The sequence below is a fragment of the Endozoicomonas sp. G2_1 genome (assembly GCF_017744155.1).
Lineage (GTDB): Bacteria > Pseudomonadota > Gammaproteobacteria > Enterobacterales > Alteromonadaceae > JAGHQT01.
Genome location: NZ_JAGHQT010000002.1, coordinates 309,093 through 325,887 on the forward strand (window position 1 = coordinate 309,093; position 16,795 = coordinate 325,887).

Genomic DNA, 16,795 nt, shown 5'->3' on the forward strand with positions numbered 1-16,795 from the left:
AATAAAAATAGATGTTTTGACTTCTAAGTTGTATTTAAAACCAAAAAGCCAGCGATGAAGCTGGCTTTTTATTTTGAAGCAATTTACCGATAGCTTATTTGCGGCGTTTAACTCTGGCAGCAAAACTTGCAATTGCAGCTACTAAAAATAAAACAGCCATCGAAGGTTCTGAAACAGGTTGTACTTGACCAGAATTTGCCGTTTGAATACGCAAGTTATCGAAGCCCGTTTGATGTCCTGATATAGTGACACGTTTAATATTCGCTTGACCGTCATCTGTTCTAAAGCCAGCAAAAGTCATTAACGCTCTAAATTCACTTGGAGCAACTTCAATTGGGTCTGTATAAAAACTTTGAGTAAAACTGGCAAGTAAGCTGTTGGCTTCATCAAAAAAGCTAATAGTTGTAAACTCGTTAAAAAAGTTACCATCACGAGCATCAATAAAGTGACCGCCAAAGGCACTTATTGACTGATCGAAAGTAATCTCTGCTGTCGCGATTTGGACGTTAGAACCACCTAAACCCGCTAGCTGATTACCATCGGATGGCTGAACTAGCGTTTGGGTGAAAAACATATCTTGAACGTACCATGAGTCTGTAACAATTAATCCGCCCATATCAGCATTGATAGTAGCATTGTCACCTAAGATACGTTGATTTTGATAGCGAAGATAAGTTTGCAGTAACGGATCATCTTGATTTCTGTCTGCAACATCAAATCTTTCAAAACTTTCACTAGCATTACTAGTAAATGCATTTTCATCGACTTGAATAATACCTGCATAACTGCCTACACTCACAGAAAGTGAAGCAACCGCCAACAACTTTAAGAAAATACTTCTCATACTACTTTTCCTACTGCTAAAGCGCTTAAGTAACAACATTATCCTTGTTTCTAATGTTTACTTATATCACTTACAAGATACTAGCAAGACTTTAGCAAATTTCATTCCATAAAAAATAATCATTTAAAAGCAACAACTTAAAAACACATCGTCAATACCGCTGAAAAAACTGTTAATAAAACTGACAACTCAGTAGAGTTGCTTTAGTAAGTATTATTAAGCCTGTATTCTAGCGATTAATATGTGCTTACTGAGTACCACCAATAGTCATTTCATCTACTTTCAAGGTCGGCTGACCAACACCAACGGGGACACTCTGACCATCTTTACCACAAACCCCAACACCAGCGTCTAATGCCAGATCGTTACCAACCATGCTGACCTTTTTCATTGCTTCAGGGCCGCTACCAATCAAGGTTGCGCCCTTAACCGGTGAAGTAATTTCGCCATCTTCGATAAGATAAGCTTCTGCGCTGGTGAAAACAAACTTGCCAGAAGTAATATCAACTTGACCACCAGCAAAATTCGGCGCGTAAATCCCCTTCTTAACTGACTTAATAATATCTTCTGGACTGTGCTCACCCGCTAGCATGTAGGTATTAGTCATTCTTGGCATTGGTAAATGGGCATAAGATTCACGGCGGCCATTACCTGTTGGGGCAACGCCCATCAGCTTAGCGTTGTGCTTGTCTTGCATATAGCCTTTCAAAATACCATTTTCAATCAGTACATTATAAGCTGCTGGCGTGCCTTCATCATCGATATTCAACGAACCCCGACGATTTGCTAAGGTGCCATCGTCAACAATGGTACAGTGAGGTGAAGCGACTTGCTGACCAACTTTACCAGAAAATGCTGACGAGCCTTTGCGATTAAAATCACCTTCTAAACCGTGACCAACGGCTTCATGTAACAAGACACCAGGCCAACCAGCTCCCAAGACAACAGGTAACGTTCCCGCTGGTGCTTCAATAGCAACTAAGTTAACCAAGGCTTGCCTGACGGCTTGTTCGGCAAAGTAAAGGTAGCGAGCTTTGCCATCTTGCGCCTCAAAGAAATAGCTATAGTCAGTTCGAGCACCACCACCTGAGCTGCCGCGCTCGCGTTTGCCGTTGTCTTCAACCAAAACTGAGCAGTTAAGGCGAACGAGTGGGCGAATATCTGTTGCGTAAGTGCCATCAGTTGCTGCTACTAAGACTTTTTCATAAACGCCCGACAAACTCACCATCACTTGGCTGACTCGCTTGTCCACCGATCGTGCGTGCGCTTCAACTTCGTGTAGCAGGTTGATTTTTTGCTCTGGCGTCAAACTTCCCAATGGGTTGATTGACTGGTATATATCAATTTTCGGTGCTTCGCCAAAAACATTGACTGTGCCTGATTGCTCAGCGTTAGCAATACCACGAGCAGCCATCGCCGCTTTTGCCAATGATGAGGCTGAGATATCGTCAGAATAGGCAAAACCAGTTTTTTCACCAGTAATTGCGCGAACACCAACGCCACGCTCGATATTGTATGAACCTTCTTTGACAATGCCATCTTCGAGCATCCAAGATTCGTGTTGGCTCGACTGAAAATACAAATCGGCAAAATCAATCTTGCGCTGATAAATCGTTTGTAAGGTTTGCTGTAAGCTGCTCTGATCTAATTGACTCTGATCTAAAAGCTCTAACTCTACTTCATTCATAAATCGCTAACTCTGATTTAAATTTATTGTGTTTGGCGACGGGAATTGCGCGTCTAATCTGCTGTAAGGAGTCGAGGTCAAAATTAGCGCTAATAACGCCGATATCGTCTCGTAACTCGGTGACAACCTCGCCCCACGGATTAATGATCATACTGTGGCCCCATGTTTCCCGGCCATTTTTATGAATACCCACTTGCCCTGCGGCAACGATGTAAACTTGATTCTCTATCGCTCTAGCTTGCAGTAGTGCTTGCCAATGTGCTTTACCTGTGACTCGAGTAAACGCAGCCGGCACGGTAATAATATCGGCACCTAAACAAGCTAATTGGCGAAATAATTCAGGAAAGCGTAAATCATAACACACTGTCAGGCCAATATTGGCACAATCGTGACGCTGCATAACCACTCGGTTGCCAGCTTGGGTGTATTGAGACTCTAAGTATTGTTTTTGTTGGTCTTGAACATCAACATCGAATAAGTGGATTTTGTCGTATTGATTGATGAGTTCGCCTTGGCTATTAAAAAAACAGCTGGTATTAGTAAACTTACCAGATTCACTATGAAAAATAGGAATAGTACCCGCAACCAAGTTGACTTGATATTTTCTTGCCAACGAGCTCAATTGTTCGGTCAGTTGGCTTACCCTAAGTACTGCATCATTGGCGATGGAAGGGTTCGACTCAGTTGACGACTTTGTCGCTTCAGCCAGTGACAACTGATCACTGTCTTTACCACCAAAAAACAAACAGCACTCAGGTAAAACGACTAAATCTTCTTGTTCATTGCGGCTTTCTAAAAGCCTCGCTAGCTGCTCTGATATCGTCACTAAATTAGCATCGACATCTGGAACAGAAGACATTTGTAGCGCTGACAACCTCAATTTAGATGCCATCGTGCTCTCCATCTTTAATTGGTAACTCTGGTGACGGAATTTGTTCAGATTGACTCTCAGAATTGCTATCGACAATCTCAGGTGGCTTTGAGCGACCCACGCTAATATTCTGGCTTTTGCGATCAACTTCACGCAAATTTGGCTCACTAATCGAACCGGTTAATTCAAAACGAAACTCAGACACAACTTTAGATGTTACTACTTCATCAATCGCCATCCCCGCGATAAACGTCACTGGGTTTAGGGTCGCTATCCACGCCAATACTGGTAAACTCGAGGTTAAATTAGGTTTGTATGACATTTTGTAGTCGAGTTGGCCGGCGGCCAAATCAGTGTTGCCAAGAATAAGTAGGTCGCCCGCAGCACCTTTCATTTCGGTATTGTCGGTATAAATGACGCCTTCTTCTAGGGTAAAGTCGCTGCTAATTTTACTATAGAACATACCGTCGCTAAAAATATCCCTAAAGTCGAAAGTCAGCTTGCGAACTAAGGATTGCAAACTCAACACAGAAAATAATCGAGCGCCTTTATCGCTGACATCGGCAAGGTAACCATCGTCCAATTCAGTGTGAAAAGTACCTGTTGCATCAATCAAATTAAAGTCTTGTGGTCCACCGGACCAACTGAGCTGATAATTGAGTTCGCCGCCGCTGTCTTTAATTATCGATGCATAGTCAAATTTACTAAATTCATGTTCAACGCTGGCAATTTGCAAAAAGCCACTGACATCGGTTTTAGACACTGATTGACCATCGTGCTGCCAACTTCCCACCAAGGTAAATAAAAAACCATCGCGCTCAGCTTTGAAGTCATTGATCACGAGCTTGTCATCCCCTTGCCAAGCCAAATCAAAATGGACTTTGCCCAAATCTAAATCACCAATTTTACAACTCGCGCAATCAAATTTTATCGGCGGCGTATTGGCAAAAAATTCACTGTTTTTACGATAATGGGCCTCGGCCTCAGCTGGTGCCATTTGTTTAGCGAGTAACAATGGCGACAAGTCTGCCGAGCTTTGTTCATCTGTGCTTTTTTGATTTTTTGGTAACTGTAAAAAGTCGACGTTAATCGCCACCCCTTGCTTGCGCAAATCGGGGTAAAAAGTCACTTGGCTGCGCGCTTCTTTGGCGTTAAGTTGCAGTAACCACCAATTTTCCTGGTCGAGCAAATTGAATGAAACATCATTAAGTTTTTGATTAAAAATAGTGAACTCTTCAATACCACCTCTAATCCGCTCAGGCTTGGCTAATAAAGGAACACTGTCGCCTTGGCTAAGGGCAACTGTGCTATCAATGATATCAGTAATAAACGGCTGCCATTGGCTAAACTCGGCAGCGGCAAGTTCCGTAGTGATATGAAAGCCATCCATGGGTAACATCATAGTATCATTGCCCATGACAAGGTGAGCACGAGAAAACTGTTTTTTCTTATGGCTAAGCACACCATGGAAGCTCAACTGCTGACCATAAGCAATATTAATCTCAGAATCATTGAGCTGGCCATCAACACTAACGGTCAGCGACTCTTTCTGCTTCAGAGGTTTGCGATAGGGCTCGGGTAAAAGTAAGTCAGCCGCGTTTAAGTCACTGCCAATGTCGAGTTTATAAGAAAAGCCACCGCCATTAGGCATAAATAACGACAGTTTACCCTGCCAATCAAGGCGACCTTGCAAGTAGGGTTTAATCTGTTCTGGCAAGTGAGTTTGCCATTGATTTTGTTGCCATTTGGCATTAAGTGCAATATCTGTCTGATAGAAGTCTTGCTGCTGATCACCCTGAACCGAGATTTCAAGTGGTAACCCTTGCCATATTAAGTCAGCTGACGCTAAATGAATGCGCTCGTTATCGAAAGTTAGCTGACCGTTAACGCCACTAAATGACATTGCTGGCGTGGCTAACACTAGCGCATTGTCGGCCAAGTTCACTTGTCCTTTAGCAACGGCTAAATTGACATTATTCAAAGGTAAATCAAGACTAAAAAAGCCATCAATGGGTTTTTCTATGGTCAATTGAGTTAACACTTCACCAACACTATTAGCCAAAGGGCTGCCAAGCATCAAACTTTTTACATATCTTGGTGCAAGATCCTGAAAGTCGGCGTTAACTTCTAACAAAGAATCATCTGATAAGTTTTTTATCGCTGCCGTCACGCCAGTGACATCAATGCCTGTGAGTGATCCAGAACGACCAGTGATCAACATACTCGCATTAGTAAAGTTCAAGTTGGCATTAAACTGATTAATTGCTGGCCAACTCGGTGAAAATTTAAAAACCGCATCTTCTAACTCGGCATCAACGGTAAAAATGCCTTCTTGCTCAGTAAACGGAAATTGATTTAATTGGCCATTAAACAGCACTTGCGCTCGTGCTAACGTGCCACTAACAATCGAGTTATTGAGGTAATGAACTAGATCTTGCCCCATGAGCTTTTCAGGGAAATAGTTGCCAACTTTACTGGCATCTAAATCGGTCAACAAAGCGTTTAATGCTAAATGAGGTGAACCTTGTTTAGCGAGCAACAATTGACCATCAGCGACAAAGTTAAGCTCATCGGATGACAATGCCAATTGATTGACTACAACTTCAATATCGTCAGTAAAATCAATAGCCAGCTCACTAACCAGCTGATTATATGGCACAGCACGTGGTAAATGTGCACCAAAATCGACTGAACTATATTCACCAGCAAGCTCGATAATCGCTCGCTGATCATCATAAGTTAGCGCCAACGACAATCCTTCTACGCCAGGAATAGCTCCGCTACTTTGACTACTGAAGTCCTCTATATCTGCGACCAGTTTAAGGTTTTGCGCCAACGAACCTTGATTATCATGAGCGAGATTAAAGTAGAGTTCAGATACTTGACCAGAAAGTTCGCTTTGCTGAAGCTGTGCTGATAGTTGCTCTGGTAAAAACAGTGGCGCAACAAAATTGATAACCGCCAGTTCCAAATTATCTACGTTGCCTTGCCAGCCATTTTGATTGGCACTAAGATTAAATTGCCAAGGCAGCCAAGCTTGTTTTTCATTGGCAAAAACCAGAGGTGATGAGTAAAGGCTAAAACGCTTAAAGCCCTGTTGTTCAGCAATGAGCTGGCCGCCGGGCAGCGAGAAAGTGTGGCTAGTGCCCGCTTGCAACCATTGTAATTGGTTATCACCAAAGGCCACTTGTAAGCGTTTAGCTTGGCCGCTTTGTATCGTCAACCAAGCATCAAAATTAACCTGGCTAGTCACTTGTTCAATACTTTCAGGCAGTGACTGAACAATCCAATCACTTAGATCGAGGTTATCAGCTTTTAAATAAATTTGTCCGGCTAAATCTCGATAAGAGACACCACTAACATCGACTAACAGCACCATATTACTGTTTTGTAAGCCAGCTAATGAAACGGTACCACTGGCTTGGTGACGCTGACTTTTATTGCGTAAGATCAGGTGTTCAATTAAGAAGTGGTGCTCTTGCTCGTTGAGTTGCAAAGTCAACTCGCTATTGCTGATATTGATGTGCTGAAAGCGGTTTAAAAAGACATTGGCAAGGTTATCGAATACCTCAAGTTCACTGGTTCCGGCAGCAGGCCGCTCCTGAGCCAAAGCGTCACCTGTTAACAAGACTTGGGCACCGTCGATACGAAAATCTTGAGTCACTAATTTGCGCTGTCCAAGGGTGGCCCAAAAATCAATTGAAACATATAAACGTTCGACGTTAACCGCGATACCGTCGGTATCGAGTAAACTAATATTTTGCGCAACTAAACTCGGACCAGACTGCTGCCAATCAAAATTTAGTGCTCCAATAATGACATCGGTCTGGTACGTTTGATTAATGTAATCTTGAAGATCTTGACGGTGGTTTTCAGCATACGGCAGCAGAGCTCTCACCGAACTAATGAGCACAGCAAACAACACTAGTAAAATAGCAACTAGTTTGTAAAAGCGATTTAACCAGCGATTTAATACGCTTGAAGTACTCATTTAGTGTCCATTACATCATGACAACGTCGAATTGTTCTTGGTTGTACATGGATTCGGTTTGTATCTTAATTTGCTTACCTATAAAGACCTCTAGTTCAGCCAAATTGTGATACTCGTCATTAACCAGTGATTCACTAACTGCAGGTGACGCATAAACAATAAACTTGTCCGTGTCATAAGCACGGTTAACTCGAACAATCTCACGCAAAATTTCAAAGCAAACCGTTTCAACGGTTTTCAAGTGACCGCGGCCGTGACAAATAGCACATTCACCACACAAGATGTGCTCTAAACTCTCGCGCGTCCGCTTGCGCGTCATCTCTACTAAGCCTAGAGGAGAAAAGCCGTGAATACTAAATTTAACTTTGTCTTTAGAAAGTGCGGTTTCTAAGCTGTGTAACACTCGCTTTTGATGATCAGCTGACATCATATCGATGAAGTCGATAATGATAATGCCACCTAAATTGCGCAAACGCAGCTGTCTGGCAATCGCTTGAGTGGCTTCGATATTAGTATTGAAGATGGTTTCTTCTAAATTGCGATGGCCAACGAAGGCACCAGTGTTGATATCAATAGTGGTCATCGCTTCGGTTTGATCGATAATCAAATAGCCACCCGATTTCAATTCAATCTTGCGATGTAATGCCCGCTGAATTTCGGCTTCAGTATCAAATAAATCAAAAATCGGCCGTTCACCCGGGTAGTACTCCATCACCGAAGTCAGTTCAGGAACAAACTCCTGGGTAAATTCAGTCAGCTGGTCGAAAGTCAGCTTAGAGTCAACGCGAATGCGTTCTAGTTCAATTCCGACAAAATCCCTCAGCACCCGAAAAGCGAGTGACAAATCTTGATAAATCGGTGCTGATGTTTGTTTGCGTTGCTTGCGCTCAATGACTTTTTTCCACACCCTGCGCAAAAACTCGGCATCGTGTTTTAGCTCTTGCTCACCAGCGCCTTCGGCAGCAGTGCGAACAATAAAGCCGTGATTATCATCACAAAACGGCGAAACAGTATCTTTTAAACGATTGCGCTCGTTAATATCTTCGATTCGCTGTGATACTCCCGCATGGCTAGCATCTGGCATTAGCACCAAATAACGGGAGGCAATGGTGATACCTGTGGTTAACCGTGCGCCTTTTGTGCCCAAAGGGTCTTTTACCACTTGTACCATTAAATACTGGCCTTCGTGTACAAGGCTGCGAATATCTGGCACCGAATCAGTATTATCTGATTGTTGTTCATCGCCGAGAATTAAGCTCGAATTAATATCTGAAGCGTGCAAAAACGCGGCTTTATCTAGATTAATATCAACAAAAGCGGCTTGCATACCCGGCAACACTCGAATCACTTTACCGAGATAAATATTGCCGACTAAACCGCGTTTCGCTTCGCGTTCAATATGAACCTCTTGCAATGAACCATTTTCAATTAGCGCAACACGGGTTTCGCTCGGAGTAACATTAATTAATAATTCACCGCTCATTTCATCATCCTACTCAATTTGCATGGCCGACATAATGCCGTGTTGTGCCAATAATTCACTGGTTTCAAATAAAGGTAAACCGACCACAGAAGAATAACTGCCAGCAATTTTTTCAATAAATTGACCGGCGATTCCTTGAATACCGTAGCTTCCTGCCTTGTCTTGTGGCTCACCAGTTCGCCAGTAATTTTCAATTTCGCGCGCGCTCAGCGCTTTAAAATAAACATCTGTAGTCACAACTTGGCTAAAAACACCACGGCTATTGGCAACAGCAATGGCGGTGTAAACTTGATGAACGTTACCCGAGAACATGTTTAGCATGCGTTGGCAGTCAGCAAAATCACTTGGTTTACCAAGAATTTCACCTTGATAAACTACTGAAGTATCTGACCCTAAAACCTGGTAATTAGTTGCACTATCCGCCATGGCAGACGGTTCACTTGCTGCTTTATTGAGCGACAAAAAAACTGTTTGTGCTTTTTGTTCGGCCAATCGGCGAACATAAGGCTCAGCCAATTCGTTAGCTTCGACTGACTCATCGATATCTGCCGCACAAGTGGTAAATTGATAGCCAAGTTGTGCAAGCAGCTCTTTGCGGCGTGGAGATTGTGAGGCGAGCACCAGTGTTTGAGACATAAAATAGTCCGTTTCGCTTAATAGTTATTACTTAATTTTAAAATGACGACGCATCAAACGCAGTGCCGGAAATAGCCAAAACCACATCACTACCGAGCTCAACACGGGGTATAGGTAACTTGGCAAAAATACAACATCGTTGAAACTGCGTTGCAACCAAAATACCAATAAGTGATAAAGTGCGGTCACTACAGCCACCACTAAGGCTTGCTGAACCCTTGAAAAGTTGCGAATCTTTTGGAAGTTAGCCACTGCGATATACATAGCAATCGCCATTGCAGCTGCATGTATGCCCAAGATTGAACCCAGTAAAACATCGAGAATAAAGCCCATTAACCAAGCGGTAATAATGTTGACTCGATTGGGCAAAGCGATGCCCCAATAGAGCAAAACCATCAACAGCCAATCAGGTCGAAACGCATCAACGCTTAACGGCATCGGCACTATCGACGCAACCAAGGCAAGTACCAAAGTCAAAAGAATCATAATACCGTTATGAGCGAGCATTACTTTGCTCCTCTTTAACGGGTGATTCTACTTTTGGTGCTGGCGCAAATGGGCTTTGCTGCTCTGGCCATAGCAATAACAAATAGCGCAAACGATCTATTTGCGCGATTGGCTTACTGTATACCATAGCAAATGGGCGAGATTCATCTTGTCTAACAACGGTGACTTCAGCAACCGGGTAACCCTCTGGATATTTGCCCCCCAAGCCAGAAGTCACCAATAAATCGCCCTTTTGAATATCGCTGCTGTGGGGCACGTGATTTTGTACCAGTCGATCAATGCGTCCTGTCCCAGAGGAGACCAAGCGAGTACCGTTTCTACTGACTCTAACTGGCACGGCATGAGTAACATCAGTAATAAGAATAACCCGGCTACTTGTCGCGCCAACATGGAGGATTTGACCAACTACACCATTGGCATCTAATACCGGCTGACCTTCGTAAACACCGTCATTGGCACCGCGGTTAATCAGCACTTGATGACTATATGGATCGCTGTTTACCGACAGGATTTCAGCTACCATTTTTTTTATTTCTTGTCGAACAGGCGACGCCAACAATTGTCTCAGGCGCGCGTTTTCTTGCTTTAACATCGCCAGTTGCATAATTTGCTCGCGTAAACGCAATTGTTCAACTTTGAAATTTTGGTTTTGCTCAACCAATTTTTCTCGGGTGGTAATATTCTCGCTAGCCCAAGTCATCAATTGGTTTGGCGTATTAGCAAGATACTGAAGCGGACTGACCATTGATTGTAAATAACCTCGAACACTCTCGAAGCTATTGAGTTTATGATCAAAAAAAATCAAACAAGCAGAACAAAACAGCACCAATATCAATCGGTGCTGTTCAGAGGGTCCACTAACAAAAGATAAATTCATTAACGCTATTATCTATACAGTTGTAGGAAAGAGTTGTTGCTGGAGTCAGCGTTATTCATAGCTGAATAAGTCGCCACCGTGCTTATCAATCATATCAATGGCTTCACCGCCGCCGCGGGCAACACAAGTCAATGGATCATCAGCAACAACGACCGGAATACCGGTTTCTTCCATCAACAAGCGATCTAAATCTTTCAATAACGCACCACCGCCGGTCAACACCATGCCGCGCTCAGAAATATCAGAAGCCAACTCTGGTGGAGACTGCTCTAACGCAGTCATAATTGCACTGACAATGCCAGTCAGTGGCTCTTGTAACGCTTCTAAAATCTCATTGCTATTGAGGGTAAAGCTTCTCGGTACACCTTCAGCTAGATTACGGCCGCGTACTTCGATTTCAATCAGTTCTTCACCTGGGTAAGCTGAACCAATTTCGTGCTTGATACGCTCAGCCGTTGCTTCGCCAATTAAGCTACCGAAATTACGACGAACATAATTAATAATTGCTTCGTCGAACTTATCACCACCGATGCGCACAGACGCAGAATAAACCAAACCATTAAGTGAGATAATACCAACCTCTGTGGTACCGCCACCGATATCTACTACCATAGAACCAGTTGCTTCAGACACCGGTAAACCGGCCCCTATTGCTGCAGCCATTGGCTCATCAATTAAGTAAACGTCTCTAGCACCAGCGCCTAAGGCTGAGTCTTGAATAGCACGGCGTTCAACCTGAGTTGAACCACATGGAACACAGACTAAAACACGTGGACTTGGACGCAAAAAGTTGTTGCTGTGCACTTGTTTAATAAAATACTGCAACATTTTTTCGGTAACAAAAAAGTTGGCAATTACGCCGTCCTTCATTGGTCTGATTGCTTCAATATTACCCGGAGTACGACCTAACATTTGCTTAGCCGCGGTTCCTACAGCTGCAACGCTTTTTGAACCACCAGAGCGATCTTGACGAATAGCAACCACTGATGGTTCATTTAAAACGATGCCCTGATCTTTAACGTAAATAAGTGTGTTGGCAGTTCCTAAATCGATCGACAAATCGTTAGAAAACATCCCGCGTAATTTTTTAAACATAAAAAATCGTATTCCTGTCGTAAAAATTGAGCTAGCTTGGGTATAGATTGGTGCTAATCATACCCCAGTATTGGAGAGATTGTGATGGTTTGATGAAAAAAATTACAAAAAAATCGGGGATTTTTTCAAATTAGGTTGAATTGGCGAAAAATCTTAGTTGCGCGCTTCAACAACAACTGTTCTAGTGACCACTTCACCACCTGAGGCATCGCATTGACCTGTACTTTCTATCCGATAAAAAACAACACCGTCTTGTTTAAAATTGGTACAGGCTACCCGTTGCACTCGACATTCTAATAGCGCAGCCGAATTAATAGTATTTGCACGTTCATCGACTGGCTGTTCTGCAAAATTGAGGGTCGCAGGGTTTGGACTACCATCACACAATAAGTTTGCCTGTCCGGGTGTAAATATTTGATTTAAACGCTGCTGTGCCCCTGAGTTTGCAGCTAAAAAAGCGCGTGTACCAAGTATTTCATAAGCAACTGCTTCCGAACTTGAAACGACAATGTTAGCCAGCGTTAAACCAAATCCCAAAACGACAACCAACACAAAAATAGCAATAATCAAAGCACTACCAGATTGTTTGCGACGATTTATTAGCAAGTGGCGAAATTCTGAATAGTTACGGGACATTAGGGGTATGTACCTCATGATAAAATTCAATATCAGTGCCAGCTGCCGTATTACGGACAATATCAGTATTGAAAACCAACCTCATTTGAACCGTCGCGTTACGAGTTAAGTTAGAAGCGTTCACTGAAAAACTAGAACTAGCACGATTAACTTGCTCTGCTAATGTCACGCCATCAAGAGTAAGCTGACTTCCCACTAGACATATTTGTCGCTGCGCGGAAGTAATAAAAATTCGCTGAGTCGGCGACTCTTCAACAAATCGGCTTGTGGTGGCAAAATTTAAGTTAAATCGATTGGTTTGACCACTGACCGCAGTAATCGCATTGTTTGCGGCCAAGAGCACACTTTTTGCTGAACTTGGTAAACTATCCCCACTATTGATGGGATAAACAACTGCTCTTTGCCCATTAACCCCCTGACTAATAAAGTCGCTAAAAGCGACTAATTCAATGCTACTAACGGGTGTATCTGTACCAACAGGGATATCGCGGTAAATGGCACTGGTAATAATAGGCGTGTAGGATAAACAATTACTTCCAGATATATTAGAAACGACAAAACTGTTGGGAACAGCATTGCGCAGTTCGCGATTTAAGCGCTCGACAGCAAATCGAGCATTAGCCAATAAAGCTTCATTTTCAGTTGTATCAGCGTATACCTGACTCACTAAGCGAATAAATCCGGTTAAACCAACAGATAAGATTCCTAACAGCACGATAACCGTAACCATTTCTACTAAGGTAAACCCTTTTTGCCCACGCATTAAAAGTTACCTCGATATGCTCGAAACACAATATTATCACCGCTTGGCGTAGTGACAGTCACCGTAATTAACTTAGCATTAAGTTCTTGATTGCCCGCTTCATTCAATACAAAGTCGTAATCACCATCATAAGCTACCCCCACTCTTATGGAAAAGTTTGGGTACAAATCGCCAATAGCGTTACCGCTGCCATCTTCAACAGCCTGATAACCATTATAGTCATCGACATCATCAAAGTTTGCTCGGCCGATTTCTCCATCGAGACCTAGATTAAGTATTGGAGTACAACTTATCCCGGACTCGCCACAACGGGTATTATTAGTACTTTGTTCATCGTAGCGACGGCCAGATATTTCGTTGATCAAAGACTGGCCTAGTTCTGCCGCCCGAATTTGTTGAACTTGACTTGCACTTTGCTCACTTGCAGGTAAAACAATGGCAAAAATAATAGAAAATGCCAGCGATAACACGACAATACCTACTATTGTTTCAACGAGGGTAAAGCCTGATTGCTTCAGATGTGATTGACTAGGGCGCACTAATATTGCCCTCGACATTAATATCAATGATTAAATTAGGTGTACCTGAAATATTCACTCGACATGGATTTGAGCAACCTTGTGGCTGACCTAAGCGGTTAAATTGCAGTTGGATATAGCCAGGATTAGCGGGAACTTGAAAACGAGCCGTGCCATTTAGTTCCATACGAGTGCTGCCAACGTTAAAATTACTACTAAATGCAGTGTCGTTACAATCGTTAACCATACCTAAACGGTTACTGGTCACCAACACGCACCTTTGTGGTTGAGAAGTGTCTTGCATAGCTCGGAGTTGAATCGCTCGGAGTTTCACAATTGCCTCAGAACGCGCAGCATAGCTATCATAATCACCACCGGCCCCCGTAAACTTAGGAACGGCATAGGCAGCGAGAATACCAATCAAAATAATTGTGGCGACTAGCTCGACAATAGTAAAGCCAGATTGTGCCTGCTTAGTCATCATCATTTTCACCGTTCAAAAAACAAAAGGAGCTAAACCTACGCTTAACTCCTTTCTACAATTACCAACCTAGTAAACTAAATAAACATCTCACTAAACACAAGGTCTAACGACAACACTAGGCTCTCTAATAGGTAATCGCGGCAGGTAGTATGCATAACAATCACCTGTTAGGTTATTAGGTGCGCTTGGTCTAGAGGCCAAATAAACAAAAAACACAGCTCCTGCTCCAGCGACATTGGCAGTTGCAAATCGGTAGTTACCGGAATTGATATCACCAACCTCTAACAGGCGTTGCCAATCTGCAACCACCGCTCTTGGGTTACCCAATTGAATAATGAGCTCGCCGTCGTTGCTCGGCCCAAGGCCATCGCCAATATTAACTGTTGCCAGCGCCGCGTTATTAGATATTTCTTCAGTGTTGCCTTTAATGATTGAGCGACTATTTACCAGAGTTACTGCTGTGCGCATGGCACCCGCTACCCCTTCAATACTCGCCGTTTCTGCATCACTGGTTAAATCTATAAAACGAGGAGCGGCGGTAGCCGCCAATATGCCTAAAATGACAATGACAACTACTAACTCAATTAGCGTAAAGCCTTTGGGTGCTTTATAAGTTACGCGCAAGGTACTGAGCCAATATTTGGAGTACCGCCAACTGCTGCCGCTTCAGTATAAAAAGCGATACAAGGAGTTGTTAAGGCAGTTGGTGCAGCCTGTCCTCTAGGAAAGACAACAATTGAACCAGCAACAGCTGTAGCTGAGATTTGAAAATCTCCCGTATTGCTAACATCAATATCAAGTAAATCAGTAGACCACGACGTTGCTGCAGCGGCGTTATTAGAACGAGGGTAACCAAAGTTAACTAAGACAACTCCTCCAGCTGTACCTCCATTGACATCGACGTCGACACCGTTACCACCTGCAGTATTCTGGTTACCTTCAATTAAAGATTTGGCGTGTACTAAACTTGAAGCAGAGTTCATTGAGGCTTCAACTGCTTGAAGTGTCGCTGTATTAGCGTCATCCTGCAAATTGATAAATCGTGGCGCTGCAGTAGCCGCTAAAATACCTAAAATTACAATCACTACCACTAACTCAATTAGGGTAAAACCAGCTTGATTTTTTACTCTATTCATCATGTTAACCTTGTTGTAAAAATTAAAAACGTAAAATTAGCTTCTATTAATGTGAATAACTACCGCACTAGTCGCTGGCTGATAAGTAAAACTATTACCTATATTGGTCGCCGTTCCCGGATCAGTAAAGTTATTGTTGTTGTCCCTATTAAGTGTATCCCTTAAATAAAAGTGACATAAAGCACCATTGCCCGTACCACTTTGACTAACAAAATAATCAATATTATTCTGGTTATTTAATGTATTGATGTTATTAGTAATGCTTGGTGGCTGTTGTAAAATATTAGACCATACTTCAATACAATTGTTTACATCGAAGTTACCCGCCAAGTTGTTACCATCAGTTAAGCCTGTTGGGTAGCCTGGTCGAATAACGTTATTCGCAGCGGTATCTTCCGTAGTTAAAATAAGGTTAATACCGTCATAATTGACAGTATTTAGATTATTCGCACCACTTGGTCTGCCCTCGGCTTCCCACTGGGCTCTAACTAAAGAAACCGCAGTCGCAAAACCACCTGCTAAACCTTCAATATTGGCATCCTGAGCATTCTCAGTTAAATCTAAAAACCTAGGTATCGCGGTTACCGCTAATAACCCAAGGATGACAACAACGACAACCAATTCTATCAAGGTAAAACCCGATTGCTTTTTCATATTACCCTCTACTACCCTAGTAACAGTTTCGTTAGCTACTATCTTACATAAGTTACTGAAAAGTTAAAATCAATTTCAATTTTTTTAATGTGTTTTAACCGTACTAACATCACCCGTTCGACTGTTATAGTCAAAATATGCCCCACTAGCTAACTGATAACGACAAATACGCCCTAACTGCCCACTAGTTTGAGTCTCCAAAACACTGATTGGTTCAGGTAATACAGTTAACTCAGTTTCGGTTACTATACGCCAAATATCATAACAAGCGTTGTTCGCATTACTGTCTAACCAACCATTTTTATTCAATCGCCACACCTGATTTACGGCTGTGCTATCGCTATTAGAACGATAATCACCGCCTAAAGGCTTCAGCTCAATTATTTTCGGACGGTTTTCCATTAACCATTGACCATGAGTCACAACAATTTTATCTGCGAAATTATTCGCTAATCGTTCAAAGGCTACCTTGCTATATTGGTCTTCTTGTTTAAAAAAATAATAGGCAAAAATTGCCATCATTAACAACACACATGCGACTATCAGTAGAAACTCCGCCATCGACTTTTCGCGCTTCGCACTTGCTAACTCGCCAGCCACTAACAACCTCCAG

General features: G+C 42.7%; 17 protein-coding genes. All 17 read right to left on the reverse strand.

Annotation, left to right across the window (positions count from 1 at the left end; genetic code table 11):
* Positions 1–94 precede the first annotated feature (94 nt).
* Complete coding sequence (locus J7384_RS04440; protein WP_209111664.1) at positions 95–844, reverse strand: hypothetical protein; 750 nt, start codon at positions 842–844, stop codon at positions 95–97.
* Positions 845–1,091: 247 nt separating this feature from the next.
* On the reverse strand, positions 1,092–2,531 hold the full coding sequence (tldD, locus tag J7384_RS04445) for a metalloprotease TldD (protein ID WP_209111665.1): 1,440 nt from the start codon (positions 2,529–2,531) through the stop codon (positions 1,092–1,094).
* The gene (locus tag J7384_RS04450) at positions 2,524–3,423 is read right to left on the reverse strand and encodes a carbon-nitrogen hydrolase family protein (protein WP_209111666.1); all 900 of its coding nucleotides are present in this window, start codon (positions 3,421–3,423) and stop codon (positions 2,524–2,526) included. The genes tldD and J7384_RS04450 overlap by 8 nt, the downstream gene beginning before the upstream one ends.
* A complete protein-coding gene (locus J7384_RS04455; protein ID WP_209111667.1) occupies positions 3,413–7,393 on the reverse strand; it encodes a YhdP family protein in 3,981 nt (1,326 codons plus the stop codon). The genes J7384_RS04450 and J7384_RS04455 overlap by 11 nt, the downstream gene beginning before the upstream one ends.
* Before the next feature lie 10 nt (positions 7,394–7,403).
* Positions 7,404–8,876, reverse strand: a complete 1,473-nt coding sequence (gene rng / locus J7384_RS04460) for a ribonuclease G (protein ID WP_209111668.1) — start codon at positions 8,874–8,876, stop codon at positions 7,404–7,406.
* A 9-nt stretch (positions 8,877–8,885) separates the two neighbouring features.
* Positions 8,886–9,512 carry a Maf family protein gene (locus J7384_RS04465; protein WP_209111669.1) on the reverse strand — a complete coding sequence of 209 codons (627 nt, stop codon included), beginning with the start codon at positions 9,510–9,512 and terminating at the stop codon, positions 8,886–8,888.
* A gap of 27 nt (positions 9,513–9,539) precedes the next feature.
* Positions 9,540–10,019, reverse strand: coding sequence for a rod shape-determining protein MreD (mreD, locus tag J7384_RS04470; RefSeq protein WP_209111670.1), 480 nt, complete (start codon positions 10,017–10,019; stop codon positions 9,540–9,542).
* Positions 10,006–10,896 (reverse strand): rod shape-determining protein MreC, encoded by an 891-nt coding sequence (mreC, locus tag J7384_RS04475; protein ID WP_209111671.1) that lies wholly within the window; start codon positions 10,894–10,896, stop codon positions 10,006–10,008. The genes mreD and mreC overlap by 14 nt, the downstream gene beginning before the upstream one ends.
* Positions 10,897–10,947: 51 nt before the next feature.
* On the reverse strand, positions 10,948–11,991 hold the full coding sequence (locus J7384_RS04480) for a rod shape-determining protein (RefSeq protein WP_209111672.1): 1,044 nt from the start codon (positions 11,989–11,991) through the stop codon (positions 10,948–10,950).
* Between the two features lie 153 nt (positions 11,992–12,144).
* The gene (locus J7384_RS04485) at positions 12,145–12,627 is read right to left on the reverse strand and encodes a hypothetical protein (protein WP_209111673.1); all 483 of its coding nucleotides are present in this window, start codon (positions 12,625–12,627) and stop codon (positions 12,145–12,147) included.
* Positions 12,617–13,390 carry a type II secretion system protein gene (locus J7384_RS04490; RefSeq protein ID WP_209111674.1) on the reverse strand — a complete coding sequence of 258 codons (774 nt, stop codon included), beginning with the start codon at positions 13,388–13,390 and terminating at the stop codon, positions 12,617–12,619. Before J7384_RS04490 ends, J7384_RS04485 begins: the two co-directional genes overlap by 11 nt.
* Positions 13,390–13,929 carry a type II secretion system protein gene (locus J7384_RS04495; RefSeq protein ID WP_209111675.1) on the reverse strand — a complete coding sequence of 180 codons (540 nt, stop codon included), beginning with the start codon at positions 13,927–13,929 and terminating at the stop codon, positions 13,390–13,392. The genes J7384_RS04490 and J7384_RS04495 overlap by 1 nt, the downstream gene beginning before the upstream one ends.
* Positions 13,919–14,395, reverse strand: a complete 477-nt coding sequence (locus J7384_RS04500) for a type II secretion system protein (protein ID WP_247741619.1) — start codon at positions 14,393–14,395, stop codon at positions 13,919–13,921. Before J7384_RS04500 ends, J7384_RS04495 begins: the two co-directional genes overlap by 11 nt.
* 87 nt (positions 14,396–14,482) lie before the next feature.
* Positions 14,483–15,016, reverse strand: coding sequence for a type II secretion system protein (locus J7384_RS19515; RefSeq protein WP_209111676.1), 534 nt, complete (start codon positions 15,014–15,016; stop codon positions 14,483–14,485).
* Positions 15,007–15,528: a type II secretion system protein gene (locus J7384_RS19520; RefSeq protein WP_280636304.1), complete on the reverse strand. Its 522-nt coding sequence runs from the start codon at positions 15,526–15,528 to the stop codon at positions 15,007–15,009. The genes J7384_RS19515 and J7384_RS19520 overlap by 10 nt, the downstream gene beginning before the upstream one ends.
* A gap of 36 nt (positions 15,529–15,564) precedes the next feature.
* A complete protein-coding gene (locus tag J7384_RS19525; protein WP_209111678.1) occupies positions 15,565–16,182 on the reverse strand; it encodes a prepilin-type N-terminal cleavage/methylation domain-containing protein in 618 nt (205 codons plus the stop codon).
* Positions 16,183–16,266: 84 nt separating this feature from the next.
* Positions 16,267–16,782, reverse strand: coding sequence for a hypothetical protein (locus J7384_RS04520; protein WP_209111679.1), 516 nt, complete (start codon positions 16,780–16,782; stop codon positions 16,267–16,269).
* Positions 16,783–16,795: the final 13 nt, after the last annotated feature.

Bases quoted from the DNA above. Each gene is read 5' to 3' on its own strand.
- J7384_RS19520 (WP_280636304.1), bottom strand. From the start codon at position 15,528: ATGAATAGAGTAAAAAATCAAGCTGGTTTTACCCTAATTGAGTTAGTG.
- J7384_RS04450 (WP_209111666.1), bottom strand. From the start codon at position 3,423: ATGGCATCTAAATTGAGGTTGTCAGCGCTACAAATGTCTTCTGTTCCA.
- J7384_RS04455 (WP_209111667.1), bottom strand. From the start codon at position 7,393: ATGAGTACTTCAAGCGTATTAAATCGCTGGTTAAATCGCTTTTACAAA.
- mreD (WP_209111670.1), bottom strand. From the start codon at position 10,019: ATGCTCGCTCATAACGGTATTATGATTCTTTTGACTTTGGTACTTGCC.
- J7384_RS19525 (WP_209111678.1), bottom strand. From the start codon at position 16,182: ATGAAAAAGCAATCGGGTTTTACCTTGATAGAATTGGTTGTCGTTGTT.
- J7384_RS04490 (WP_209111674.1), bottom strand. From the start codon at position 13,390: ATGCGTGGGCAAAAAGGGTTTACCTTAGTAGAAATGGTTACGGTTATC.
- rng (WP_209111668.1), bottom strand. From the start codon at position 8,876: ATGAGCGGTGAATTATTAATTAATGTTACTCCGAGCGAAACCCGTGTT.
- tldD (WP_209111665.1), bottom strand. From the start codon at position 2,531: ATGAATGAAGTAGAGTTAGAGCTTTTAGATCAGAGTCAATTAGATCAG.
- J7384_RS04440 (WP_209111664.1), bottom strand. From the start codon at position 844: ATGAGAAGTATTTTCTTAAAGTTGTTGGCGGTTGCTTCACTTTCTGTG.
- mreC (WP_209111671.1), bottom strand. From the start codon at position 10,896: ATGAATTTATCTTTTGTTAGTGGACCCTCTGAACAGCACCGATTGATA.
- J7384_RS04480 (WP_209111672.1), bottom strand. From the start codon at position 11,991: ATGTTTAAAAAATTACGCGGGATGTTTTCTAACGATTTGTCGATCGAT.
- J7384_RS04500 (WP_247741619.1), bottom strand. From the start codon at position 14,395: ATGATGATGACTAAGCAGGCACAATCTGGCTTTACTATTGTCGAGCTA.
- J7384_RS04465 (WP_209111669.1), bottom strand. From the start codon at position 9,512: ATGTCTCAAACACTGGTGCTCGCCTCACAATCTCCACGCCGCAAAGAG.
- J7384_RS04485 (WP_209111673.1), bottom strand. From the start codon at position 12,627: ATGTCCCGTAACTATTCAGAATTTCGCCACTTGCTAATAAATCGTCGC.